Raw genomic sequence first — 24862 nt, 5'->3', positions numbered from 1 at the left:
GATCCATTTTTTTATGATGGAAAAGCTTAGCCTGCTATCGGAAATCAAGGATTGCTTATATCGGCGGCTTACGGAGGAAAACCGCCGATTTCTTGCAATATCCGCTTACCAATCAGCGATTCATGCTGCGGGTGCAGGATCCGGCAGCGCCGAGGCCGGCAAACCGAACACCTTATCGAACAGCCAGTTGAAGGCGAAGGTGTAGCAGGGGATGAACACGATCAGCGCGAGATCCAGCAGGAAGGCCTGCACCAGACTGATATTCATCCACCAGGCGATTAGCGGAATCAGGAACACGATCAGCGTCAGTTGGAAACCGACGGCGTGGGCGATGCGCCGTTTGACTGTGCGGGTGCGCGAGACCTGACGGCTTTCCCAGCGCTCGAACAGCGAGGTGTAGATGAAGTTCCAGGTCACGGCGATGGTGGTGATGATCACCGCCAGCGGGCCGGTGCTGCCGGGCGAGGTGCCGGACAACAGGGCCAGGCCGAGGGCCGAGAAGGTCATGCCGATCACTTCATAGAGCGACACGTAGACCAGTTTGCGTTTGACGCCTTGCATGGGGAATTGCCTCTTTCTTGCGACTTGTGGCCAGTGGGGATGGCGAAGGCGACGAAAGATAGCTTCAATAGTGATGACAGAAAAAGTCAGAAGCTTTCAGTTTTATTGACAGGTGCATGAAGTGAATTTCAACAGCGAAAGCATCGAACTGTTTCTCGCCATAATCGAACGCGGCTCGTTTTCCGCCGCTGCCAGGGCGTTGGGTAAAGTCCCGTCAGCGGTAAGCATGGCCATCGGCAATCTGGAGGCCGAACTCGGCTACCCGCTGTTCGACCGCAGTCACCGCGAACCGCAACCCACGGCCATGGCGCTGTCGCTGGTGCCCCATGCGCGATTGATTGCCGATCAGCTCAAGCAATTGCAGGTGCACGCGGTGCAGTTGTCGCTGGGGCTGGAGAGCAAGTTGTCGATTGGCATGGCGACGGATATCGATCGCCGACGGTTACTGGCGGCCATCAAGGAAATCAGTGAGCGCCATCCGCTGCTCGACATCGAAGTACTGACCGCGCCGCAGGATGACGTGTTGGCGATGCTTCACAGTGGTCGGGTCAGTGTGTGCCTGGCGTTCGCCGGGTTGAGCGTGAACGTGCTGGAGCGTTTTCAGTTTGTCGGCAGTGAACGGATGATCGCCACGCTGGCAGCGGACAGTCCGCTGTTGCAGGGGCAGGATCTGTTTCTGGAGGATCTGGTGCATGTACGGCAGATCGTCGTCGGCAGTCGCGACTTGCCGATCAGCGAAACCCGACCGCTGGTGGCCGAATCCCACTGGCGCACCGACAGTCTGGAGACGGCGCTGGAGATGGTCGAGGCGGGACTAGGCTGGGGCAATTTCCCGTTGTCGGTGGTGCAGCCGTGGCTCGATAGCGGACGGCTGAAACGGCTGAATTTCCGCAACATCGAAAATGGCCTGGTGCTGCCGGTGCACGCGGTGTGGCTCAAGAGCCAGCCGTTGCAGAAGGGGGCGCTGGCTCTTGTGGAGTTGCTGGGCGGCTGAGTCAGGTGCTTTCGCGGATTTTCAGTTCGAAGCCCATGTCCTCCACCGGACGCGCCACGCTGTTGCCGGCCATCAATGTCAGCATCTGTTCCGCCGCACGCCGGCCGATGGCTTCTCGCGGGGTGTTGATGCTGCTCAGGCGCGGCACCATGTGCTCCGACATCGGCAGGTCGTTGAAGCCGAGGATCGCGACTTGCTCGGGGATCCTGATCCCGTTGCGCAGGGCTTCGAGCAGGGCGCCCTGAGCCAGGTCGTCGTTGCCGAAGAAGATCGCATCGACGTCCGGATGCGCCGCCAGCAGTTGCAGGAACAACTCGCCACCCAGGCCTACGGACGAAGAACGCGGGGTCAGCACTTCCAGATCCGGGTCGTAGCGACCGGCCCTCTGCAGTGCTTTACGGAAGCCTTCACCGCGCAGCAAGGTGCGCTGGTCGAGTTGTGCGCCGATGTACGCCAGACGCTTGCGGCCACGGGACAGCAAATGCTCGGCGGCGGTTTCCCCGGCGCTGAGTTGCGAGAAGCCGACGCAATTCACGCCAGCGGCGCTGTCCAGCTCCATCATGTACACGCAGGGAATGTTGCTGGCCTCGATCATCCGCCGCGAGGTTTCGGTGCGGTCGAAACCGGTCAGCAGAAGGCCGCGTGGCTGATAGGCCATGTAGTTGCGCAGCAGGTTTTCTTCTTCATCGCGGGAGTAGTGGAAGTTGCCGATCAGCACTTCGAAGCCCTTGGGCGTGAGTACCCGATGAATGGCTTCCAGGGTATCGATGAACAACAGGTTGGCCAGCGAAGGCACCAGCACCACCACCGAATGGCTCTGGGCCGAGGCCAGGGCGCGGGCGGCGGGGTTGACCACGTAGTTGAGTTCCAGCGCGGCTTTCTGGACTTTTTCCACCAGTTCGGTGGCAACGGTGCTGACCCCGCGCAGGGCGCGAGAAGCGGTAATCGGACTGACGCCGGCCAGCCGGGCGACTTCATTGAGGGTGGGACGGCCGGTGGTGCGGGTGTTTTTATCGTTTTTAGGGGTGGTCATCGGGCGGCTTGCCAAACAAAAATCAAGGCACTAAGGTAGCGCTGTCCTTATGCAGCTGCAAATGCGTGAGCGAGGTCCTGCCTGATCCTCGCTTTTTGGCGTTGGGACAAAACTTGCTGCAACCCAAAAAAACGACAAGAAGGCGTCGGCAACTTCTGCCTGTGCACTAGAGTCATAGCTAGCAAAGGTAGCGCTGTCTGCGCGCTGAGGTGTTACATGAATCATCCCATCACCGCCCTGGTCATCATGGGCGTTGCCGGTTGCGGCAAGACGTGCGTCAGCGAGGCCCTGTGCCAATTGAGCGGCGCCACTGCCATTGAAGGCGATACTTTCCATCCGGCCGCGAACATCGAAAAGATGAGCGCGGGGATCCCCCTGAACGACGAAGACCGTGCCGGCTGGCTCGACAGCCTGTGCGATGAGCTGCGTCGAGTTGACGCTCTGGGCGAACGCCCGGTGCTGACCTGCTCGGCCCTCAAGCACATTTACCGCGAACGTCTGCGCAGCGCCTTGCCGGGCCTGGGCTTCGTGTTTCTCGAATTGACGCCAGAAGTCGCTGCAGACCGCGTGTCCCATCGTCCGGGCCATTTCATGCCGGCAACGCTGATCGAAAGCCAGTTCGCCACCCTCGAATCGCCGGTCGGCGAGCCGTTGACCCTGGCCCTGAACGCTTCGATCCACAGCGTTGAGGAACTGGCGTCGCAAGCCCACGTCTGGTGGCAGGCCCATGGCCTGAAACAGGCGGTATGAGTGTGATTGTGAAGACAGCGCTGTCCTTTCGACTTCTGATTAACCCGCTTTAATAACAACAACAAACCAGGAGACACCCCCAATGTTTGGCATGTCCCATGACGCCTACCTGCTGCTTGATGCAGTAGTCACGGTGATCGGGCTTATCGTCCTGATCACCAAGTTCAAGATTCACCCCTTCATTGCCCTGACCATCGCCGCCGCGTTCCTCGGCCTGACGTCCGGCATGCCGATCGGCACCATCATCAAGGCGTTCCAGGACGGCTTCGGTGGCGTGCTCGGTTTCGTCGGCATCATCCTCGCGCTGGGCACCATGCTCGGCAAGATGATGGCCGAATCCGGCGGTGCCGATCAGATCGCCCAGACCCTGATCCGCGCGTTCGGCAAAGAGCGCGTGCAGTGGGCCATGATGTTCGCCGCGTTCCTGGTGGGGATTCCGCTGTTCTTCGAAATCGGCTTCGTGCTGCTGATTCCGCTGGTGTTCATCGTGGCTCGCCGCACCGGTGTGTCGATCATCAAGATCGGCATCCCGCTGCTCGCCGGCCTCTCCGCCGTGCACGGTCTGGTGCCACCGCACCCGGGCCCGCTGCTGGCCATCGGCGTGTTCGGTGCCGACATCGGCAAGACCATTCTCTACGGTCTGATCGTCGCGCTGCCGACCGCCATCATTGCCGGTCCGATCTTCGGTACGTTCATCGCCAAGCACATTCCGGGCACGCCGAACCAGGAACTGGTCGATCAACTGGCCCGTGAAACCGATTCGACCAAGCTGCCAAGCTTCGGCATCACCCTGGTCACCGTGCTGCTGCCGGTGTTTCTGATGCTGCTGAAAACCTTCGCTGACGTGGCGCTGCCGGACGGTCATTTCTTCCGCACCTGGATGGACATGATCGGTCACCCGATCTCGGCGCTGCTGCTGGCGTTGCTGCTGTCGCTTTACACTTTCGGTCACAAACAAGGCATCGGTTCCCAACAGATGCTCAAGTGGCTGGATGCGAGCCTGGCGCCCACCGCCGCGATCATCCTGATCATCGGTGCCGGCGGTGGCTTCAAGCAGATGCTGGTGACCAGCGGCGTGGGTGACGTGATCGGCCACATGGCGGTCAGTGCGCAGATCTCGCCGATCCTGCTGGCGTGGCTGGTGGCGGCGGTGATCCGTATCGCGACCGGTTCGGCCACCGTGGCGACCATTACTGGCGCAGGCATTGTGGTGCCGGTAGTCGGGATGATCCCGGGCGTGAACCGTGAGTTGCTGGTGCTGGCCACCGGTGCCGGTTCCCTGATCCTGTCCCACGTCAACGACGCCGGTTTCTGGCTGGTGAAGCAGTACTTCAACATGACCGTGGCCGAGACGTTCAAGACCTGGACAGCGATGGAAACCATCCTGTCGGTGGTTGGCCTGGGCTTTATTCTGTTGTTGTCGCTGTTCGTTTAACCTCGAACGCAAGACACAAAAAAACCGCAGCGATGCGGTTTTTTTGTGGGTGCAATTCGTCAGTTACTTGGTGCCCAGGCCATCCGCCCGGAACATGCCGCGAATCCCGCGTACTGCCTGACGAATCCGGTCCTGGTTTTCGATCAGCGCGAAGCGCACGTGATCGTCGCCATACTCACCGAAACCGACACCCGGCGAGACGCAGACCTTGGCCTCCGCCAGCAGCTTCTTGGCGAATTCCAGCGAACCGAGGTGCGCGTAGGCTTCGGGAATCTTCGCCCAGACGTACATCGAAGCTTTCGGGTTTTCGACCATCCAGCCCAGTTCATGCAGGCCTTTGACCAGCACGTTGCGGCGCTGGCGATACTGCTCGGCGATGTCGCGCACGCATTGCTGATCACCTTCCAGCGCAGCAATCGCGGCCACCTGCAGCGGAGTGAAAGTGCCGTAGTCGTGGTAGCTCTTGATCCGCGCCAGGGCGCTGACCAGTTCCGGGTTGCCGACCATGAAACCGATGCGCCAGCCCGCCATGTTGTAGCTCTTGGACAGGGTGAAGAACTCCACCGCGATGTCCTTGGCGCCCGGCACCTGCATGATCGACGGTGCTTTCCAGCCGTCGTAGACGATGTCGGCGTAAGCCAGGTCGTGCACCACCAGCACGTCGTACTGTTTGGCGAGGGCGATCACCCGTTCGAAGAAATCCAGCTCCACGCACTGCGCGGTGGGGTTGGACGGGAAGCCCAGAATCATCATCTTCGGTTTCGGGATCGAGCCGCGAATCGCCCGTTCCAGCTCATCGAAGAAGTCCACGCCCGGCACCAGCGGCACCGATCGCACCTGGGCGCCGGCAATCACGGCACCGTAGATGTGAATCGGGTAGCTCGGGTTCGGCACCAGCACGGTGTCGCCCTGATCCAGGGTCGCCAGCATCAGGTGCGCCAGGCCTTCCTTGGAACCGATGGTGACGATGGCTTCGCTTTCCGGGTCGATATCGACCTCGTAGCGGTCCTTGTACCAGTTGGAAATCGCCCGACGCAGGCGCGGAATGCCTTTGGACGTGGAGTAACCGTGGGTGTCTTCGCGTTGTGCAACCTGCACCAGTTTTTCAACGATGTGCGGCGGCGTGGCGCCGTCGGGGTTGCCCATGCTCAAGTCGATGATGTCTTCGCCACGACGTCGGGCGGCCATCTTCAGCTCGGCAGTGATGTTGAAAACGTAAGGGGGAGTCGATCTATGCGCGCAAAGCGGCGCGGCGAACCTTGTTCAGCCATTGTTGCCTCGGATAACGTAAGCGCCCGGAACCGTCCGAGCGACGCTGGTCACTGCGGTGACCTGTGGCGGAAGATAAGGGCAGTGATGGCAGACTGTCCAGCGTGCACGACAACAATTTTTTCCCAAGGAAAACGGTTAATGGAATTCACCAGCGGCTTCTTGCTGAGCCTTTCGCTGTGCCTGGACATCGGCGTGGCCAACATCGCGATGATCACCCTGGCCATGCAGCGCGGCTATTTTCAGGGTTTTGCCCTGGGCCTCGGCACCTGCGTCGGTGACCTGATCTACGCCGTTCTGGCCCTGGCCGGGATGACCGTTTTGCTGCAATACGAAACCGTGCGCTGGGTGCTGTGGATCGGCGGTTCGGCGCTGTTGATCTACTTCGCGGCGAAGATGATCTATTCGGCGATCCACCACGAAGCGCAACTGGCGGCGACCGCCGAGGTTGGCCAGAACTCCCATCGCAAGGAATTCTTCCGTGGGATTTTTCTCGCCATGTCGTCGCCGAGCGCCATCCTCTGGTTCGCTGCAGTGGGCGGCACATTGATCGCCCGTTCCGGTGGCGGTGGCCCTCTGAGTTCGGCGCTGTTCCTTGGCGGCTTTCTGTGTGCCGGGCTGTTGTGGTCGGCGGGGCTGTGCTTCGCCGCCAGCCATGGCGGCAAGTTGCTCGGCGACAAACTGTTGCGCTATTCCTACATGGCATCTGCAGCGATCTTCTGCTATTTCGCGGTCTACGTGATCGTATCCGGTTATAACGAGTTCCTCGGTTCCGGCGCCGCCGAGGCCCTGCATACGCTGTAAATGTGCGAATCGGGTTTGGCTTCTATACTCCCAGCCGAACCCACTTTTTTCGTTCAAGGAGTCGAGTCATGGATGAGCAAAAACGCGTCGAAGTGGCTGAACCTCGCTTCGAACATGGACACTTCCTGCTGATTGCAGGTTTTCGCGATCGCTTTACCAAAGAGACCGTCCAGGACATCCCTGCGCTGTGGGAAAAACTCATCCCGCACATCGGAAATATTCCGGGGCAGAAGGGTGAAGTGACCTACGGCGTCTGCAGCAATTTCGACGGCAACGGCGGCTTCGATTACATGGCCGGGGTCGAAATCAGGAAGCTGGATGACTTCCCGCAGGAAAAGTATCCGTGGATCGAAATCCTCCCGCGCCAGTACGCGGTGTTCGAGCACAAGGGTTCGCTCGACCTGCTGCCGCAGACCCTTGAGTACATCTACAAAACCTGGCTGCCGACCTCCGAATACAAGGGGCTGAATGCCCCGGAGCTGGAACGCTACAGCGCCGATTTCAACCCGAAGCTCAAAACCGGCAAGCTGGAAATCTGCGTCCCGGTCGAAAAAGAAAACCTGATGGGCAATCGGCAGCGCGAACCTGTTTCGCGCTGCCGCTCGGGCCCTATTTGCCCTTGATCCGTCGTGCCCGCAACAGGTCGATGCCCAGGGTGATGAAGCCGAAGAAGCTGATGCCCAACACCATCAACAAACCGATTTCCACACTGCTCATAAGCTGTTTCCCCTTCGGGTGATCAGAGACAGTGCTCAGGAATAGACCGTCCCGATTGCGAAGAAAAGCGCTTATACGCAGGCTTTACGCTGCCCGTGCGGATCGATATGAACACCTTATTCCTTTATCCTTGGCGTCCTTGTTTTCACTGATTTCGAGCCGCCATGAACACCGTCATCCGCCACGTCACCGCCGCCGACCTGGATCGCTGCTACGCCATCGAAACCCTCGCCTACGAGGGCGACGAAGCCGCGACCCGCGAGAAGATCGCCACGCGCATCGCCACCTGGCCGGACGGTTTCATCGTCGCGGAAGTGGACGGGCAGGTAGCCGGGTTCATCAACTCCGGTGCGGCATTCGAGGTGCAGATGTCCGACGAGGCGTTCAAGGAACTGATCGGCCACGACCCAGCCGGGCCGAACGTGGTGATCATGTCGGTGGTGGTGCACCCGGATTATCAGGGCCTGGGTCTGGCCAAGCGTCTGCTGGGCGAGTTCATCGAGCGCATGCGCGCCCAGGGCAAGGCGACGATCCATCTGATGTGCAAGGAACGGCACATCCCGCTGTACGCCGGATTCGGTTTTGCCTACATCAAACCGTCCGAGTCCGACCACGGCGGGATGGCGTGGCATGAGATGATCCTCACTCTGTGAGCCAACACTAAACCTCTGTGGGAGATTGGTTACACATTTGTAAGTGTCATGCACTCACCCGGGCAGGCGGGATTTCTAGTTTTTAATAAGGATTTTTTGTACCGCGCCTACCGCTCTATCAAGTACTGCCTCTTCACTTAAATCGGTGGTGTCAATCACCACCCAATTTGCCAAACCACAGCGCTCATAACTGGATCGGACTCGGTTCTGATATGCAATGAAACTTTTAAGGCGATCCTCATTGCCACCGTCGTAAGCTCCGCTCTCGCTAAGACGGAAAGATCCTTTTCTTTGTGCCGCGAGAGCCGGGTCAACATCGAGAAAAATCACGAAGTTTGGCTTTCTAATTGTCGAAAATACTGTTAGGGCTTCTTCTGCTAAATCTGTACTTTTAAGCAAGAAGCGCGCTAGGTATTTGTGGTACCAGCCATCTGCGATGCAATTTTCGCCAGAGCTAACTATTGGAGATATAGCAGCATGGTCTGTCGCTTGAAACCATGCGGTTATAAGGCTCATCCAGTGTTTGTCGCCTAATTGCTCAAGAGGGGCGTTGTCCGGATAGTCCCAAAGAACTTCCCGGAGTCGTGACATGTGGAATTCGGTATATCCCGAAGAAACGGGTGGGCGGTTTTTGTCGACGTAGTGCAAATCTATATTAGATTGGGAGAGGATTTCGTAAGTTGCTCTTGCGATAGTCGATTTTCCTGCACCATCCGTTCCTTCAAATGCGATAAATATTCCTTGCTCAGAGGTGTAGTTCATGCGAACGCTCCTAGGTAAGCCTCAGTATCTAGAGAGTTTCTACCGCTACCCTCTATCAATGGTCGAAATCCTTCTCTTTGATATATTTCTGACATCTTTTTACCAATTGCACTCAGAAACTCTACGGAAGGTCGTTCTCTCGCACTGTATTGCGAGCCAGCATCTGGGTGAAATGCTGCCACTGCTGGAACTACGCCCATCTGACCAAAGTATTCGATGCCCTCTATGATTGAATCTAATGGCTCCATTCCGGCAACGAATCCGGCATATACGTTGCCGCGCCCGAGAGTTTCTACAGCGGCTTCAAAAGCTTCGAGGAACCGATCCCGAGTGTAATCGCGAGATTTGCCTGGGCATACTTCTGAAAAAAGGCCAGGGTCGAATACTTCCAGGCTCATTGACATATTATTGCCGACAGCCTTGAATTTTTCGAAAAGACGGAAGTCTTTGGGGGGCATGGAAATCAAGTGATAGTCCAAGTGGTTATGCACATTCTTTTCTTTTACTCTATTCAGCAAATCGATATGCATCCCATACCCTTTGTCGTAGTTACGGATTGTACCTCCGTTTAATAATACCCTACGGTATCGGCTACTCTCATCTTTGAAAGCCATCGCTACTGCTTCTGCAGCAATGTTGCCTTTAATTCGCATTCTATGATCTGACAGGCTTTCTCGAGCTGAACCCAGAGAGCAAAATTTACATTCATGACCGTCATTGAAGTAGTAGCAATGGCCAGGGAGAAAATTCCAAGCGTAGAGTTTCCGTATATAGTCAGATGTTTTTCAAATAACTCGCCATTACTTAAAATTTTTCCGTAAGATTTAGGCCTGGCTGGAAAAGTAATGTTAATGATATTTTTATTGTAGCTTAGTGCGGGAGTGTTTCGCTCTAAGATGATTTTGTATTTTGAGTGTGGGTTGTAGTTGGCGGCAGTAATGATATCGCCATCAAGAACAATTTCTTGTGGGGTTCGGATCGTTGGGTTGATTATGACGCTGTCACCTGTTCCGTATGCACGTCTTTTTTCAATATGATTCACCTCTGTTTGGAAATGCTCTAAGAAATCCCGGCTGAAATTAACGCCGTTAGCCAGTAGGGCGAGTTTCAATTTTACTGTATCGAATAGCATGATTCGGCTTCCAGTTAATTGCACTACAGGAATATTTTTATTAGATCTTCTGAAGATAAGGCAATCAATGTTCCATTATCCTTCAGGGCTTCTACGGATGGCGGTAAGCAATGCCTTGAGTGACCTTTTTCATCGAATAATGCTCCGCCTGACTCTCTCAAAATAAGTTCTGCTGCCGCAATATCACAGCTTCTCTCATGTCCAGGTGAGCCGATATCAATAAATGCATCAAGAACCCCAGCGGCAATCAGGCAGATTTCCAGCGAAGAGCAAGAGTAAACACGAACTTTGTCCGCTGACCATAAAAGCCGTTATATTTTATGTCTTTCTTTGCTGCCACGAGGGCGGTGAAATGAAAGTCGCATTTGTTCTAATGATTCGGTTTTTCGAGTGTTTAATCGTTTCACAATTATTGCGGACTGAAGATACGCTCCTTCACCAAGTGCAGCGGTATAGACTAAATCTCTAGAGATGTCGTAAATCCATCCAAATACGTACTCATTACCATGATAGATGGCAACACTAGATGTGTAGTTCGGGAAGCCCATAAGCGCATTGTGTGTGCCATCTAGGGGGTCAATCAGAGCGTAAAGGTCACCGTGATCTCCAAGTTTTATTGGTGAAGTGCTTTCTTCTGAGTAAATTGTCATTTTGATACGAGATTTTGACAGGCAACTAAAGAGTATGTTTTGGCAATCTATGTCGTATTGTGTTTTGTTGAAATGCTGGTCTGCGCTGGTTTTGTTAAACTCTGGAAGACTAGACAATGTGCCGGCCCAATAGCGCCGTAACTGCTTTCTGGCTTCATAAAGACTTACTTCCAGTTCTGGAATGTATTCGCGCTTGAAAAGTGCTCTCATACCGACTTCTCAGATATTAATTGCGTATGCCAGTTTTTTCGATTGAGTTTAGATGCGTAGACTTTTACGTCGAATAGTTTTCCTGCGTAAACGGCGTAGTCTGCACTCATAAAGGCGCTGAAGGTTTTGGGGAAAAGTGCTAGCGTTTTAACTTCGAAATTATAACCAAGTTTCTTTCTGATCATATTCGCCGCTTGCCTGAGGCTTCCGCCGGTATAGGCCTTGTCTATAATCAGCCATGAATCATTCGACGAGATTATATGAGGGAATATGTCTAGAAAATTTTCATTTCTAGTTAGAAGGCTCGGGTCATTCTGGCGATGGATTTCAGAAAAAAATATATCTGTATCTTTGGTGGCTGCCAGATATCCAAGTGCAAGTGGTAGGCCGGCTGATAATAAAAAGAGCTTATTTTTTGATATGTTTTTGATTTTTAGCCAAATAGAGTGGTCGTCATAGATGTATCTGGTGTTGAGAGCAAGACTGCTATCCCAGTGTTCATAAGAAATGTATTTGCTGTAGAAAGCGCAGAATTTATTGTGGAAATCCAAGGTTTCATTATCAGTATCTATTAGCAGTCTGGTTTTCGTAAGGCCTCTATTCGTTGGCTTTACGCAGGGGAAAGACTGGTGAAATGTCGTGAGTGCTTCTTTAATCAGGTCGCTCTTGAAATCTAATAGTTTGGCTTTGGAAGGGCCCGACACGGCTAGTTCTGGTGAGAGACCATCTCCCTTTATTTTGCAAATGTCAGATGATTGTAATTGGGTTGTCCTTGAGTTTAAGTACTCCCATATTCGTATTATCTCTTCGTCTGACATGCCATCATAAATTGGGTCGAGGTTGCTCAAGTCGCAAACCATGACTTCCGGGTGGCGGAGTTCAAAGGAGGCTCTCTGGAGATGGCATCCGCTCATTAGCGCTTTACGGTAAGCGTAATAATCACTGGTTTGTAAACCGGTCAGAGTTCTCCATGCGTGATGTTCGCTGATAATGGTCGTGGAATTTAAGTGCGAGTTGTAGAACAAAGGTAACGCGCTAGCATGATTCATGTTTGGAGTCTCACGAAAATGCAATCGGTTAGGTGTTTTAACTTGCGTTGTCAATTAGTAAAAGCGCGATCAAGTATCTAAAGTTTACCTATTGGCTGGCTGCTGTGTGTTTTCAGTAAAAATCTCAATCGCCAAAACATTGTCAGCATCAGAATGAATGAGCAGATTGTTAAGGTTATAAATATAGAGTGTATGTTGCGCTGAAAATTTAGAAGAATTGCGCAAAGGGCGATGCCAAAAATGTTCAACGTCAGAATGGTTAGAAGTGTGGGAACCCAGAAATCGTCCATGCTTCTCAAAGTCGTCCTGGTTAAAACATAGACGAACTCAAAAGTTAAAAAAGGAATCGAGTAAAGAGTATTGGTTTCAATTAGTTTCCTGATCGTTGAATCTGATGTGTAGGTCATGGAAATGTTTTCTTTCCAAAGGACACTGGCTAGCAAAAATGGCGCTAGTGCTAATAGGCCTGATTTTAGACCTTGGATATAAGTTTTTTTTAGTAAGCCTAAATCCCTCCTGGTAAAGTGACGGGCGGCTATAAGCCCCGTCGCATTCCCTATTCCAATTGATATCATATATATGATGCTTATAAAGTGTAGTGAGGCTTGGTAGGCGGATAAATTGTTTTCACCTAAGTTTTTCGAAATGAATGATAAGATGAAAAATAGAAAGCTTTCACCTCCAAAGCATAAGGCCATTGGCAAGCCTTGAGCTATATATTTAAGATACTGTTCTTTCGGTATTTGTATGGGTTTTTGAAAGTTGGTGAGGTATAGGTGGATTTTAGAGTTGAAGTAGAAGAGTGCGAGAGTTGCGAAAGCACATCGTAAGCAAGAATATATGAGTATGAAGTCAGGTAGCGTGATTGCCGAGCTCGTGTTAATCAAGACTATGCAGGCGGAAGTGAGGCAAATGTTAAATGTCCACGTATAAATTACTTCATAGTGTGTTTTTTGAGCTCCATTAAAGAAATTGAATATTGTAACCTGTAGATATATGGCTGGAATTGATAGGGATATCAACAACAGTGCTTGGATGTCTTCCGTGTTGGTCAGGTTTGTCATTGACGTAAGCGCGATTGTGTGCGCAAAAGAAATCATAGATATGATCAAGACTCCAAATAAAATCGAAAGCCTGAGCGATATTGTTATTTCGGATATTATGTTGTTTGTGTTTAGATTATTTGATCCTGCTATCTTAATTAGTGTTGGAGAAAAAAATCCGATGCCGATGACAGTAATAAATGATATTGATGCCAAGGCAAATGAAGCGGAATCAAGTGAGTCAACAATAAAATGGCCAGCGAAGGAAAAGTAGATTAGTGAAGCTGTCATGTCGCCCAATCTAGAGAATATGAGCGGAATTGCTATTTTGTAAATTTCCATAAGCTGGCCGCCAGCGAGTAGCACCAATTAACAAGTATGGTTTTGTAGAAGCGCTTTATTCCCACTCTTTCAGTAAACTCAAAAGCGGCGGAGTGTCCTTTGCGGCAAAGTATTTTTTTCTGAAATAGTATTCGCACATTGAAACTTTGTGCGTGGTCTGCTTGCGCTCATTGAATTCATTGTCGAGGGCGGCAAGAGACTGTTCTGCAGTTGGGTAGATTTTAGAGCTGTTCAGAATTTTTTCAATTTCTAAAAATAGCAGATCCATATATTTGAGGGTTTCTTGAATGTACGATCTGCATTCGTCTCTTGTGCTGGCACCTTGTCTGGCTAGTGCGAAGAATTTACTCTTGATCTCATCAAATCCTTCGATTCGGTGCATGTTTGAGTATGCCCACTTATAATGTTTGTTTGTTGTGCCCGTAAGGTAGGTGAAACTCATTGTGGTTTTAAACATCATGTCTCGAGCTATCTCGCAACCCATCCATAGATTTTCTGATTGCCAGCAACCTTGAACATCCTGGAAGGCATAAAATACTGGAAGTTTTTCTCGGTGAGCTAAGTAAATATGTTTCTCCACGGGGATTCTTGATTTAAGTTTAAGGAATTTTTCATCATTATTCAGAGCATGTCCGATTATTAGTCTATGAATGACATTGTTTTCTGTGTTCGTCAAAGCGGGCGCGTAAAGAAAACGCTGGTCGGAGGCAATTTCTTCAAATGTTTGTTCGATTTTGAAAAATATATTATCTATTTCTGAGTATGTTACATAGTCGGCATCAATGTGAATGCTGGTATCACCGTAGAAGTCTGTTGTATTGTGGACTTCTTCATCTTTAGTGATGTGGCGATAATTAATATCGGTGACAAATGCATGTCCGATGTGTTTCATGTTATGCGCTTTTGGGCGTTTTTCGCAAATGATGATGCAGTCGATATCAGAATGAATCGTTCCGATTCCCTCAATTAAAGAGCCCGATACAATCAGTGTGCTTGTGGGTTCTAGATACGCTTTTTCGAGTAAATAGCTTTTTGGTAGTGATAATTGCCCATCTAAAATTGTTACGTTGTTTTCCGTAATAGAAGATTTTGATGTTTTTATTAACGTTTCCATTTTGGATGTCCCGTATATTTAAATTTTCTGTAAACCTCGCTCATGAGGAAACCCTAGTTTTTACTTAGGTCTTTCGTCAATATTTGGATCCAAAATCAGAAGCGCCCTACAAGTTAATGAAGGGCGAGAGTATTTTTAGTGAAGGAAAATTCTTTTTTAGATAATTTAACTCCTATAGATAGCTTCCGCAGAGTCAGTAGGAGCTTTGGCTGAGATGTTTTCTTAATAGAGACTATCGCGCACTCTGATCGGGGCCTCGCGATCATAGGCCTCGGCATCAAACTGCCCATCATTCAGCCGCTTGTGAAACGCGCCCGCCGTCGGCAGTGCAGAGCGCGGTAGATGAGTTTGCGGATTCCACGCATCCGAACGCACAAACGCTTTCGAGCAATGAAAGAACGCCGCGTCCACCGTCACCAGCAACACCGTGCGCGCCGGTTTGCCGTTGACCGCGAAACTTTCCAGCAACTCCGGATCAGCGCTGATAGTTGCGGTGCCGTTGACCCGCAACGTCTCGCCAATCCCCGGAATGATGAACAGCAGCGACACCCGTGGATCGTGCAACACGTTGCGCAATGTATCGATGCGGTTGTTGCCCGGGCGATCCGGCAGGGCCAGGGTGCGTTCGTCGATGATTCGCACAAACCCCGGCGCATCGCCACGCGGGGAACCGTCGATGCCATCGGCGCCCACCGAACTGACAATCACCAGCGGCGAGACCCGGACCATCGCCTGATAGTCCTCGTTGAGAAAGCCGATCTGCTTGCGCACTGCCCGCTCGTGGGGCAGTCCGTAAATGGCTTCCAGCGCTTCGATTGAATCGATCATCGTTGCTCCCTCGACGATTAGAAGAACAGCCCCATGCGCCGCTCGTAACCGATGCGACCCTTGTACGCTTCGCCGCTGTCGACGAAGCCATATTTGGCGTACAGCGCAATCGCGGCGTCGTTGTCGGCGTCCACCGACAGTTCCAGCCCTTTGATTTCCGGCCAGGCCTGACGCGCAACGTCCGGCAGTGCCAGCAGGCAAGCCTTGCCGTAACCCTTGCCTTGTGCGCGGTGATCGACTTGCAATGCATGCAGGGTGGCGCTGTGTTCATCGGCCCATTCCGGCAACACCGGCGGACGCTTGAGCAGCAGGAAGGCCACCGGTGCTTCCTCGGCGAGCAGCGCAAAACCTTTCACGCCGGGGCCGGGTTTCGACAGCAGGGTGTGCAGGGCGCCGTGGATGTCGCCGGAATATTTGATCTGCTCGGCGTGGATTTCAATGGCCTCGACCTGCTGGCGTTGGGTGGCGTTCAGGCTTTCGTAAGGCACGAGTCGGGCTGACACGGGAATTTCCTTTTTCCTACAAAGATGAGTCCCGGATTCTAGCGATTTTGTCTTCTTCGGAATTTTTTTGTTTCAGCTGTCGATCCGGCCAGTCGCCGAACGACAAAAGGTGTCTTCACAACAAAAACCAGGGAGAAAACCCATGAGTACGCAAGCGCAGATTCAAGCCATCATCGACACCTACCGTCAGGCCGTCATGACCAAGGACGTGGAAAAGGTCATGACCCTGTACGCCGACGACATCCTCTCGTTCGATGCGATCAAGGCCCTGCAATTCAAGGGCAAGGAGGCCTACCGCGCCCACTGGATCGCCTGCATGGAAATGTGCCCCGGCCCGCACATCTTCGAGTTCCACGAAATCGCCATCGAGACCGGAGACAACATCGCCTTCGCCCACTGGGTCGCCAACTGCGGCGGCACCAATGACAAGGGCGAAACCCAGAGCTGCTGGATGCGCGCCACTGCCTGCTATCGGCTGGTTGGGGGAACGTGGAAAATTGCCCACGAACACTGGTCGGCACCGTTCGATCCGATGACCGGCTCGACGCTGTTTGATGCGAAACCCTGATCTTCAGCCATAGTTGATCCGTCCGATTCAGGAGAACGCCATGAAGTATTTATGCCTGGTCTACAGCGATGAGCGCCTGCTGCATTCGTCGCCCGACAGCCCGGAAGACGCCGAGTGCTGGGCCTACGCCGAGTCGATCCAGGGCAGCGGCCGGATGGTCGCCGCCGAAGCCCTGGAATCGGTGCAGACCGCCACCACGGTGCGCATGCGCAACGGCAAGTTGTCGATCACCGACGGCCCGTTCGCCGAGACCAAGGAGCAGTTGGCCGGTTTCTACCTGATCGATGCGCGGGACCTCAATGAAGCAATCCAGGTCGCCGGCAATATTCCGGCGGCCCGGGTCGGCAGTGTCGAAGTGCGTCCCGTGCGGCAGTTGAATGTCTGAGGTCGCGGCCCGGGTCGCGCAGGTCTATCGCGAAGAGTCGCGGCGGATCCTCGCGACCCTGATCCGTCTGCTCGGCGATTTCGACCTCGCCGAAGAAGCCTTGCACGAGGCGTTCTTCGTCGCGGTCGAGCGCTGGCAGCAGGATGGTGTGCCCGATAACCCTCGGGCGTGGCTGGTGTCCACCGGGCGCTTCAAAGCCATCGATGTGTTGCGCCGCCGCGCACGGTTCAAGGCCTCGCAGCCGTTGTTGCTGGCGCAACTGGAAGAGCTGGAACAGTCCGAATGGGACGTTGAAGACGTGGAAGACGATCGCCTGCGCCTGATCTTCACCTGCTGCCACCCGGCGTTGGCGGCAGATGCGCAAGTGCCGCTGACCCTGCGTGAAGTCTGCGACCTCACCACTGAAGAAATCGCCCGCGCATTTCTCTCGGCCCCGGCGGCGATTGCCCAGCGCATCGTGCGCGCCAAGGCGAAGATCCGCGACGCGAAAATCCCCTATCAAGTCCCGAGCCTGAACGAATTGCCCGAACGCCTCGACAGTGTGTTGCGGGTGATTTATCTGGTGTTCAACGAAGGCTACTCGGCGTCGGGCGGTGCCCAGGTGACCCGCGAGGATTTGACCCGTGAGGCGATTCGCCTCGGGCGTCTGCTGCTGGAGTTGTTGCCGGATCCGGAAGTCATGGGATTGCTGGCGTTGATGCTGTTGCATGAGTCGCGGCGTTCGGCTCGTTCATCGCCAAGTGGTGAGTTGATTCTGCTGGATGATCAGGATCGCGGATTGTGGAACACCGAACTGATTGCCGAAGGCTGCAATCTGGTGGAGCGGGCGCTGACCACGGGGCGTTTCGGGCCTTACTGCCTGCAAGCGGCGATTGCGGCGGTGCATGCCGAGGCGCCGACGGCGGGGGAGACCGACTGGGAACAGATCGTCGGGCTGTATGACGTGTTGCTGCGGGCGGTGCCGTCGCCGGTGATCGAGTTGAACCGGGCGGTGGCGGTGGCCAAGCGTGACGGGGCGTTGGCGGGGTTGACCTTGATCGAAGGGATTCTGGAGCGCGGGGAATTGCAGGATTACCACCTGGCGCATTCGGCGCGGGCGGAGTTTTGTCGGCAGTTGGGGCGGGTTGAGGAGGCTCGGGAGGCTTATTCTCGGGCGCTGGAGTTGACGCGGCAGGAGCCGGAGCGGCGGTTTATTGAAGGGCGGATTTCGGCTTTGGACCGCTTGCCCTCACCCTAGCCCTCCCGAAACGTCGGACCGCCCAGAGGGAGAGGGGACCGATCCGGGGATATTGGAGAGATACGCCGACCTGAACGGTTCGTTGTGAATCCATAATCGACCAGATCTTTCAGGTCGATGTATGACGCAAGACACCTCGGTCGGCTCCCTCTCCCTCCGGGCGGTCCGACGTTTCGGGAGGGCTGGGGTGAGGGCGCTTTTGACTTACGCTTGCTGCCGCGTAGCAGCCATCACAATCTCCCGAATACAAACCCCCTGCGGCTGCCCATACGCATAGGCAATCGCCGTCGCCACATCCTCGGCGCTCAATACCGTGCCACCCATGTCCTGCTTCCACGCCTGATACCCAGTCTTGATCGCCTCATCCGTGGTGTGGCTCAACAACTCGGTCTCGACCGCGCCCGGCGCAATCGTGGTCACCCGCACGTTATGCGGCGCCAGTTCTTCACGCAGGTTCTCCGACAACCCATGCACCGCAAACTTGGTCCCGACATACGCCACATGGTTCGGGAACGTCTTGCGCCCGGCCACCGAGCTGACGTTGATGATCGTGCCGTGCTTGCGCTCGATCATCCCGGCGACCACCGCGTGCACGCCGTTGAGCAGGCCTTTCACGTTGACGTCGAGCATCTGGTCCCACTGCGCCGGGTCCTGTTTGCTCATCTCGCCCAGCAGCATCACCCCGGCGTTGTTGATCAGCGCATCGGCCGGGCCGAACTGCGCTTCGGCCTCGGCCACAGCGGCCAGCAACGCGGCGCGGTCCGTGATGTCGACGCGACGGTTTAGGGTGTTCGGCAGGGCGAGTGCTTCCAGGCGTTCGATGCGCCGGGCCAGCAACAGCAGCGGATGGCCGGCAGCGCTCAAGCGCCGTGCGGTGGCTTCGCCGATGCCCGAGCTGGCGCCGGTGATGATGATCAATGGCTTGCCCATGGTTGAACTCCTGAGATAAGAAAAACAAATAACCAGATTCGGGACGCAGTATATTTAGCCCGCCGGAGGCTGAAAAATGCCTTATTTCTCTGTCTGTCATCGGAATCTCCTATGGATATCCGCCATCTCAAAGCCTTCCTCGCGGTGTTCGAGGAACGCAACATTACCGCCGCCGCGCAACGGCTGTTCATCAGTCAGCCCACATTGTCGGTGACCATCAAACAGCTGGAAGAAGAACTCGGCGCGACGCTGTTCGTGCGTCAGCCCCGTGGTGTGGAGGTCAGCGACGAAGCGCGTCTGCTGTACCCGCAGGCACGGCGGATGGTGGCCGAATCCGAGGCGTTAAGCCGGATGTTTCGCGGCCGCGAAAACCGTGCGCCGCTGAGCCTCGGCATCGAGGGCGACATCGCCGCCAGCCATATCGAAGCCTTTGTGCGTATGGCCCATCAGGCATTGCCCAATCTGCTGCTGACCCTGGAGGAAGGCTGTCACGGCGATGGTCGATTGGCGGTCGAGGAAATGTGTTGCGAGGACGAACTGTTCCTGCCGCTGTGGGAAGAGTCCTATGTGATGGCGCTGCCCCTCGATCACCCGATGGCCAACGCGCAGGCCGGCTGGGCGCCGATCGAGGACTGGATTACTTGTCCGCAACATCCGTCCCATCAGCGGTTGATGGCGCTGTACGGGCGCTCGCCGGAAGCGGTGGCGGGGCATGCCGGTTCACTGCAACAGGCGTTGCACATGGTGGCGGCGGGAGTTGGTGTGGCGATGTTGCCGCAGTCGCTGGTCAGCGGGCATGCGCGCATCGTCATGCGTGCGCTGCACCTGCCGGCACCGACCCGGCGGGTGGGGTTGTGTTATGCGGCGCAGGCGCTGGAATTGCCGGCGATGCGCGGGTTGCATGAGTTTTTCCAGCACAACCGGCCACCGGCCATTGCCGCTGCCTGAGTCTTCACTCAAGCATCTTGCTCAGCAACCAGCTCCCCGCCGGCCCCGGCGGGTACAGCCGCGACCACAGTGCATCGACGAACACCGGTTTCGGCCAGCCGCGCACGTTCAGTTCAACCAGCGAGTCATTGCCGAAATGCTCCACCAGCCAGCGCGGCAGTGGCGCCCAGCCGAAGCCTTTCTGGGCCATCTCCAGCAGCATCAGATAACTCGGCGCCGACCACACCCGGCCTTTGCCGCGACTGTCATAGGGATTGACGATGGTGGCCAGCCGCAGCTCGCGGTGCTGCTCAAGGACTGTTTGATCGACGGATTCCTGCGTCGCCAATGGATGGTTTCGACCAGCGAACAAGGCGATTTCAGTACGTTCGGCAACGGTCGCGGTCGCCAGATCCGGTGGGTAGTTGTCCTGCATTTCGGCGAATGCCAGATGCGCTCGCCCGCGCTGCACCAGTTCAATCAGGTCATCGCACTCGGCGATCAGGCATTCCAGCTCCAGATCCGGATAACGCTGTTCGAAGCCCACCAACGCGGCTTCGAAACGGTCGGACTGATAAGTGTCGGAAATCGCTACCGTGAGTTTCGGCTCGACGCCTTGGGCCAATTGCCGGGCGGTCATTTCCAGTCGGCTGGTGGCGGACAGAATCGCTTCGGCCCGTTGCAGCATCACGTGGCCGGCCGGGGTCAGCGTCGGTTTGCGGCTGCTGCGGTCGAACAAGATCAAGTCCAGATCGATCTCGAGACTGGCTACCGCCGCACTCACTGTCGACTGACTGCGCCCGAGTTTGCGCGCCGCCGCCGAAAATGAACCTTGAGTGGCCGCCTGGACAAACGCCAACAACACTTCCTGAGAAGCCATGAACTATCGCCTTGGTCGATGGTTATTGGTTATGAAGTATCGGTTCGATGCTGGATAATGGCAACCATCTTCACAGAGGACTTCGGCCATGACTGCCAACAAATCCATCACTGAACGTATCTTCCAGGCCATCGGTTTTGAACTGCTGGCGATCCTGATCTGCACGCCGTTGCTGGCGTGGATCATGGGCAAACCGCTGGTGGAAATGGGCGCTGTGACTATCGCCATCGCATTGCTGGCCCTGGGCTGGAACGTGGTGTTCAACGGCTTCTTCGACCGCATGCTCAAGCACTGGAACATCGCCCACAACGCCTGGGTGCGGGTGGCGCATGCGCTGCTGTTCGAGGGCGGGTTGATCGTGATGGGCGTGCCGCTGATTGCCTGGTGGCTGTCGGTCAGCCTGTGGCAGGCGTTCCTGCTCGATATCGGCGTGCTGCTGTTCTTCCTGCCGTACACCTACATCTACCACTGGGGTTATGACGTGGTGCGCGAGCGGCTGGTGATGCGCAGCGTCTGCCAGAACTGAAAACAAAAAATCGCAGCCTGTGAGGGCTGCGATTTTTTTTGTCCGGGATTTTTGCCGGGTTTAGAGGAACATCCCGCCCGACGCTTCAATCCGCTGACCGTTGATCCACTGCGCCCCCGGCGACAGCAACAGCGCCAGTGCACCGCCAATGTCATCCGGCTGCCCGGCACGGCCCAGCGCGGTATTGCTGGCGACCATCGCGTTCAGCGCCGAATTGTCGCGCACCGCGCCGCCGCCGAAGTCGGTTTCGATGGCGCCCGGTGCCAGGATATTCACGGCGATCTGCCGCGCCCCCAGCTCCTTGGCCTGATAACGGGTCAGCACTTCCATCGCGCCTTTCATCGCCGCGTAGGCGGCATAACCCGGCAGGGTGAAACGGGCCAGACCGCTGGAGATGTTGATGATCCGCCCGCCATCGTTGATCAGCGGCAGCAGTTGCTGAGTCAGGAAGAACGGCCCTTTCAACTGCACGTTCATCAGCAGGTCGAACTGCTCCGGCGTGGTGTCGGCGAAGGAGGCATGCACGCCAATCCCGGCGTTGTTGATCAGGAAATCGAAGCGCGGTTGCCCGAGCTGTTGCAGTGCCTGTTCGACTCGCACGGCGAAATCGGCAAAACCTTCGCTGCGACCGACGTCAAGTTGCAGCATCACGGCATTGGCGCCGAGTGTTTTCAGCTCCTCGACCAGCGATTGCGCTTCATCGGCGCGGCTGTTGTAGGTGCCGATGATGTCCACGCCTTGGGCGGCGAGGTGCAGAGCGGCGTTCTTGCCGAGGCCACGGCTGGCACCGGTGATCAATGCGATTTTGCGGTTCATGGGATTTCCTCGAGAGCAGTGACGGTTGATGGGGCAAAGTTTATTTATCCGCTGTGTGGTGATAAACAGACTGAAACCGGAATCACTGGTCGGTCATGCCGAACAATCAACAGGTGGCCCATGAACAAACTGGAACTGCTGCGCACCTTCGTCCGGGTCAGCGAATTGTCGAGTTTCACGATGGCGGGGGAGAGTCTGGGGCTGCCGCGCTCGACGGTGTCCGAACAGGTGCAGGCGCTGGAAGCCCTGCTCGGTACGCGTCTGCTGCAACGCACCACCCGCCGGGTGCAGGCGACTCAGGACGGCCTCGCGCTGTACGAGCGCAGCAAGGATCTGCTGTCGCACATGGACGAAATCGAGAACCTGTTCCGTCAGGACGAAGCGTCGCTGACCGGGCGGATCCGGGTCGATATGCCGAACATTCTGTCGCGGCGGCTGATCATGCCGAAGCTGCCGGAATTCATGGCGCGCCATCCGAACCTGGAACTGGAAATCAGCAGCACCGATCGCCGGGTCGATCTGCTTGCCGAAGGCTTCGACTGCGTGGTGCGCATCGGTGCGCAGCCCGACCAATCGGTGGTCGCCCGGCATCTGGGGGATTTCAGCATGATCAACTGCGCCAGCCCTGCGTATCTCGAGCGTTACGGCGTGCCGCAGACCCTTGAAGATCTGGCGCAGCATCGGCTGGTGCATTACGTCGGTGTGCTGGGTTCGCGTTCGGAGGGATTTGTCTACGAGCAGGACGGGCAGGTGCATCGCGTACCGATGGCCGGCAGCGTGACGGTCAACAGCACTGATGCCTATGAGTCGGCGTGTCTTGGGGGATTCGGTCTGATCCAGGTGCCGCGTACCGGGATGAACACCTATCTGGACACCGGAGAGGTGGTGACGGTGCTGCCGCAATACACCGCGCCGGCGATGGGCATTTCACTGCTGTACGCCAGGCAGCGACATCTGCCGTTGCGGGTGCGGGTGTTCATGGACTGGCTGGGGGAGTTGATTCGTTCGACGCTCTGATTCCTGCCGCAAATCCCTGTGGGAGCCAAGACTCTCACAGGGATTCGGGTCGATCAGAAGATCTGGGTAAACAGCCAATACAGGCTGCCCGACAGCAGAATCGCTGCCGGCAAGGTCAGCACCCACGCCATCAGCAGATTGCGGATGGTCTTCATCTGCAGGCCGCCACCGTTGGCGACCATGGTCCCGGCCACGCCCGAGGACAACACGTGAGTGGTCGACACCGGCAGGCCGAACATGTCGGCGGCGCCGATGGTCAGCATCGCCACGGTTTCCGCCGACGCGCCCTGGGCGTAGGTCAGGTGGGTCTTGCCGATCTTCTCGCCGACGGTGACCACGATCCGCTTCCAGCCGACCATGGTGCCCAGCCCCAGTGCAATCGCCACGGCGATCTTCACCCACAGCGGAATGAACCGCGTGGCGTTGTCGATCTGCTGTTTGAACAATTGCAGCTTGCCGGTGGTGTCAGCGTCGAAGGTGCCGACCTTGTTCTTGTCCATCAGGCGAATGGTTTCGCTGGCCAGGTACATGTCGTTACGCACGTTGCCCATGGCCTCGGCCGGGACTTTCGACAGCGAACCGTAGCCTTTCACTTCTTCGCCGATATGCCCGGTCAGCGCGGCAAGGGCCGGGATCAGTTGCGGCGTGGCTTCCTTGCTGCGCACGTAATCCGAGAGCACCGGACGCGGATCGGCCGGGGCCGGCAGCGGGGCGCTTTTCACCAGCGCCTGCTGGGTGACTTCGGCCACCGCCGCGAACTGCAACGTCTGATCGGCAGGCATGGTGCGGTTCAGCGCGTAAGCCATCGGCAGGGTGCCGACCAGAATCAGCATGATCAGGCCCATGCCTTTCTGGCCGTCGTTGGAGCCGTGGGCGAAGGACACACCGGTGCAGGTGGCGATCAGCAGACCGCGAATCCACCATGGCGGCGGGGTGTTGCCTTCCGGAGCCTTGTACAGCGAACGGTTTTTCACGAACGCACGCAGCGCCAGCAGCAACAGCGCCGCGCATCCGAAACCCACCAGCGGCGACAGCAGCAGTGCGTAACCGATCTTGGTGGCCTGGGCCCAGTCCACACCGCTGGTGCCATCGCGACCGTGCATCAGGGCATTGGCCACGCCAACACCGATGATCGAACCGATCAGCGTGTGCGACGACGAGGCCGGCAGGCCCAGCCACCAGGTGCCGAGGTTCCACAAAATCGCGGCGATCAGCAGGGCGAAGATCATCGCGAAACCGGCGGACGAGCCGACTTGCAGAATCAGCTCCACCGGCAGCAGCGCGATGATGCCGAACGCCACCGCGCCGCTGGACAGCAGCACGCCGAGGAAGTTGAAGAAACCCGACCAGACCACGGCCACATTCGGCGGCAGCGAGTGGGTGTAGATCACCGTGGCCACGGCGTTGGCGGTGTCGTGGAAACCATTGACGAACTCGAAGCCCAGCGCAATCAGCAGCGCCACGCCGAGCAGCAGGAACGGCGTCCAGGTGGTGACCACCGTGCCGAGTTCGTGCATGTCGTGCATCAGGCTGTAGGCGGTGAACAGCATCCCCATGGCCAGCACGGCGAAGAACACCACGTAAGTGAAGGGGCCGGTTTTTTTGTCGAGCGCCGGCCTGCCGCTGGAGGCTGGGGCCGGGCTGGCGGTCAGGGAGGGAGTAGCCATGGGAGGACAATCCTGAGCGAGGGAAGGAGTGTCGCCCATGATCGTTGCTAAATATTACAG

26 protein-coding genes and 3 pseudogenes are annotated in these 24862 nt (G+C 56.0%); 13 read left to right on the top strand and 16 right to left on the bottom strand.

The features are described from left to right. Window positions 1–120 precede the first annotated feature (120 nt). Window positions 121–561 (bottom strand): PACE efflux transporter, encoded by a 441-nt coding sequence (locus R1A29_RS21410; RefSeq protein WP_085709676.1) that lies wholly within the window; start codon window positions 559–561, stop codon window positions 121–123. 121 nt (window positions 562–682) lie between these two features. Here R1A29_RS21410 and R1A29_RS21405 point away from each other — a divergent pair, with 121 nt between their 5' ends. Continuing rightward, entirely contained in the window at window positions 683–1555 is an 873-nt protein-coding gene (locus tag R1A29_RS21405) for a LysR family transcriptional regulator (protein ID WP_438299496.1), read from the top strand. A 1-nt stretch (window position 1556) separates the two neighbouring features. On the opposite strand, the gene R1A29_RS21400 is transcribed toward R1A29_RS21405, so the two are convergent. Beyond that, window positions 1557–2588, bottom strand: a complete 1032-nt coding sequence (locus R1A29_RS21400; protein ID WP_438299495.1) for a LacI family DNA-binding transcriptional regulator — start codon at window positions 2586–2588, stop codon at window positions 1557–1559. Between the two features lie 216 nt (window positions 2589–2804). Here R1A29_RS21400 and R1A29_RS21395 point away from each other — a divergent pair, with 216 nt between their 5' ends. Beyond that, entirely contained in the window at window positions 2805–3338 is a 534-nt protein-coding gene (locus tag R1A29_RS21395) for a gluconokinase (RefSeq protein ID WP_085730316.1), read from the top strand. Window positions 3339–3420: 82 nt separating this feature from the next. Then, window positions 3421–4773, top strand: a complete 1353-nt coding sequence (locus tag R1A29_RS21390; protein ID WP_085709678.1) for a GntP family permease — start codon at window positions 3421–3423, stop codon at window positions 4771–4773. Window positions 4774–4836: 63 nt separating this feature from the next. Here the strand turns inward: R1A29_RS21390 and alaC are convergent. Beyond that, window positions 4837–6044, bottom strand: a pseudogene (gene alaC / locus R1A29_RS21385) (alanine transaminase). A 139-nt stretch (window positions 6045–6183) separates the two neighbouring features. Here alaC and R1A29_RS21380 point away from each other — a divergent pair. The 3 genes and pseudogenes from R1A29_RS21380 to R1A29_RS21370 all read left to right on the top strand — a co-directional run bounded on the left by R1A29_RS21380 (window position 6184) and on the right by R1A29_RS21370 (window position 8216). Next, entirely contained in the window at window positions 6184–6846 is a 663-nt protein-coding gene (locus tag R1A29_RS21380) for a LysE family translocator (protein ID WP_438299494.1), read from the top strand. 68 nt (window positions 6847–6914) lie between these two features. Continuing rightward, a pseudogene (locus R1A29_RS21375) lies at window positions 6915–7397 on the top strand (GyrI-like domain-containing protein); the annotation flags it as partial. Between the two features lie 330 nt (window positions 7398–7727). Continuing rightward, window positions 7728–8216: a GNAT family N-acetyltransferase gene (locus R1A29_RS21370; protein ID WP_085730321.1), complete on the top strand. Its 489-nt coding sequence runs from the start codon at window positions 7728–7730 to the stop codon at window positions 8214–8216. Window positions 8217–8291: 75 nt separating this feature from the next. Here the strand turns inward: R1A29_RS21370 and R1A29_RS21365 are convergent, their stop codons facing one another. The 6 genes and pseudogenes from R1A29_RS21365 to R1A29_RS21340 form a co-directional block, all read right to left on the bottom strand. Further along, entirely contained in the window at window positions 8292–8978 is a 687-nt protein-coding gene (locus tag R1A29_RS21365; protein ID WP_260520666.1) for a dTMP kinase, read from the bottom strand. Next, the gene (locus tag R1A29_RS21360) at window positions 8975–9667 is read right to left on the bottom strand and encodes a radical SAM protein (RefSeq protein ID WP_438302075.1); all 693 of its coding nucleotides are present in this window, start codon (window positions 9665–9667) and stop codon (window positions 8975–8977) included. Before R1A29_RS21360 ends, R1A29_RS21365 begins: the two co-directional genes overlap by 4 nt. Further along, the gene (locus tag R1A29_RS21355; protein ID WP_438299493.1) at window positions 9595–10110 is read right to left on the bottom strand and encodes a hypothetical protein; all 516 of its coding nucleotides are present in this window, start codon (window positions 10108–10110) and stop codon (window positions 9595–9597) included. The genes R1A29_RS21360 and R1A29_RS21355 overlap by 73 nt, the downstream gene beginning before the upstream one ends. Before the next feature lie 23 nt (window positions 10111–10133). After that, window positions 10134–10970 (bottom strand): annotated as a pseudogene (locus tag R1A29_RS21350) (inositol monophosphatase family protein). Next, window positions 10967–11818, bottom strand: coding sequence for a hypothetical protein (locus R1A29_RS21345; RefSeq protein ID WP_438299492.1), 852 nt, complete (start codon window positions 11816–11818; stop codon window positions 10967–10969). Before R1A29_RS21345 ends, R1A29_RS21350 begins: the two are co-directional and overlap by 4 nt. Window positions 11819–12096: 278 nt before the next feature. Next, complete coding sequence (locus tag R1A29_RS21340) at window positions 12097–12717, bottom strand: MATE family efflux transporter (RefSeq protein ID WP_438299491.1); 621 nt, start codon at window positions 12715–12717, stop codon at window positions 12097–12099. 298 nt (window positions 12718–13015) lie between these two features. Between R1A29_RS21340 and R1A29_RS21335 the strand changes: the two genes are divergently transcribed. Next, on the top strand, window positions 13016–13336 hold the full coding sequence (locus tag R1A29_RS21335; protein ID WP_438299490.1) for a hypothetical protein: 321 nt from the start codon (window positions 13016–13018) through the stop codon (window positions 13334–13336). Window positions 13337–13459: 123 nt separating this feature from the next. Here R1A29_RS21335 and R1A29_RS21330 read toward each other — a convergent pair whose 3' ends face one another. The 3 genes from R1A29_RS21330 to R1A29_RS21320 all read right to left on the bottom strand — a co-directional run bounded on the left by R1A29_RS21330 (window position 13460) and on the right by R1A29_RS21320 (window position 15849). Next, complete coding sequence (locus tag R1A29_RS21330) at window positions 13460–14518, bottom strand: hypothetical protein (protein ID WP_438299489.1); 1059 nt, start codon at window positions 14516–14518, stop codon at window positions 13460–13462. Window positions 14519–14740: 222 nt separating this feature from the next. Beyond that, window positions 14741–15346 (bottom strand): pyridoxamine 5'-phosphate oxidase family protein, encoded by a 606-nt coding sequence (locus R1A29_RS21325; protein ID WP_438299488.1) that lies wholly within the window; start codon window positions 15344–15346, stop codon window positions 14741–14743. 17 nt (window positions 15347–15363) lie between these two features. After that, complete coding sequence (locus R1A29_RS21320; RefSeq protein WP_438299487.1) at window positions 15364–15849, bottom strand: GNAT family N-acetyltransferase; 486 nt, start codon at window positions 15847–15849, stop codon at window positions 15364–15366. A 142-nt stretch (window positions 15850–15991) separates the two neighbouring features. Between R1A29_RS21320 and R1A29_RS21315 the strand changes: the two genes are divergently transcribed. Genes R1A29_RS21315 through R1A29_RS21305 form a run of 3 tightly spaced genes read left to right on the top strand, consistent with a single transcriptional unit; the run spans window position 15992 to window position 18039 of the window. Next, complete coding sequence (locus R1A29_RS21315) at window positions 15992–16417, top strand: YybH family protein (protein WP_134827854.1); 426 nt, start codon at window positions 15992–15994, stop codon at window positions 16415–16417. 40 nt (window positions 16418–16457) lie between these two features. Further along, window positions 16458–16802 carry a YciI family protein gene (locus tag R1A29_RS21310; protein WP_007951101.1) on the top strand — a complete coding sequence of 115 codons (345 nt, stop codon included), beginning with the start codon at window positions 16458–16460 and terminating at the stop codon, window positions 16800–16802. Continuing rightward, window positions 16795–18039 carry an RNA polymerase sigma factor gene (locus tag R1A29_RS21305; RefSeq protein WP_438299486.1) on the top strand — a complete coding sequence of 415 codons (1245 nt, stop codon included), beginning with the start codon at window positions 16795–16797 and terminating at the stop codon, window positions 18037–18039. The genes R1A29_RS21310 and R1A29_RS21305 overlap by 8 nt, the downstream gene beginning before the upstream one ends. 204 nt (window positions 18040–18243) lie before the next feature. Here the strand turns inward: R1A29_RS21305 and R1A29_RS21300 are convergent, their stop codons facing one another. Continuing rightward, window positions 18244–18969, bottom strand: a complete 726-nt coding sequence (locus R1A29_RS21300; protein ID WP_438299485.1) for an SDR family oxidoreductase — start codon at window positions 18967–18969, stop codon at window positions 18244–18246. A 111-nt stretch (window positions 18970–19080) separates the two neighbouring features. On the opposite strand from R1A29_RS21300, the gene R1A29_RS21295 reads away from it, so the two are divergent. Continuing rightward, window positions 19081–19917, top strand: a complete 837-nt coding sequence (locus R1A29_RS21295) for a LysR family transcriptional regulator (protein ID WP_438299484.1) — start codon at window positions 19081–19083, stop codon at window positions 19915–19917. 4 nt (window positions 19918–19921) lie between these two features. On the opposite strand, the gene R1A29_RS21290 is transcribed toward R1A29_RS21295, so the two are convergent. Then, window positions 19922–20776, bottom strand: coding sequence for a LysR family transcriptional regulator (locus tag R1A29_RS21290; RefSeq protein WP_438299483.1), 855 nt, complete (start codon window positions 20774–20776; stop codon window positions 19922–19924). A gap of 88 nt (window positions 20777–20864) precedes the next feature. Between R1A29_RS21290 and R1A29_RS21285 the strand changes: the two genes are divergently transcribed. Next, window positions 20865–21302, top strand: a complete 438-nt coding sequence (locus tag R1A29_RS21285) for a multidrug/biocide efflux PACE transporter (protein ID WP_438299482.1) — start codon at window positions 20865–20867, stop codon at window positions 21300–21302. Window positions 21303–21362: 60 nt separating this feature from the next. On the opposite strand, the gene R1A29_RS21280 is transcribed toward R1A29_RS21285, so the two are convergent. Then, complete coding sequence (locus R1A29_RS21280; protein ID WP_085709691.1) at window positions 21363–22118, bottom strand: SDR family NAD(P)-dependent oxidoreductase; 756 nt, start codon at window positions 22116–22118, stop codon at window positions 21363–21365. A 120-nt stretch (window positions 22119–22238) separates the two neighbouring features. Between R1A29_RS21280 and R1A29_RS21275 the strand changes: the two genes are divergently transcribed. Then, the gene (locus tag R1A29_RS21275) at window positions 22239–23135 is read left to right on the top strand and encodes a LysR family transcriptional regulator (RefSeq protein ID WP_438299481.1); all 897 of its coding nucleotides are present in this window, start codon (window positions 22239–22241) and stop codon (window positions 23133–23135) included. A 53-nt stretch (window positions 23136–23188) separates the two neighbouring features. Here the strand turns inward: R1A29_RS21275 and R1A29_RS21270 are convergent, their stop codons facing one another. After that, window positions 23189–24802, bottom strand: coding sequence for an inorganic phosphate transporter (locus R1A29_RS21270; protein ID WP_134827847.1), 1614 nt, complete (start codon window positions 24800–24802; stop codon window positions 23189–23191). Between the last annotated feature and the right edge of the window lie 60 nt (window positions 24803–24862).

The organism is Pseudomonas sp. NMS19W, from assembly GCF_051554255.1.
GTDB classification, from domain to species: domain Bacteria; phylum Pseudomonadota; class Gammaproteobacteria; order Pseudomonadales; family Pseudomonadaceae; genus Aquipseudomonas; species Aquipseudomonas kribbensis.
Note: the sequence above shows the minus strand (reverse complement) of the source record. Positions and strands in the feature narration are given on the sequence as shown.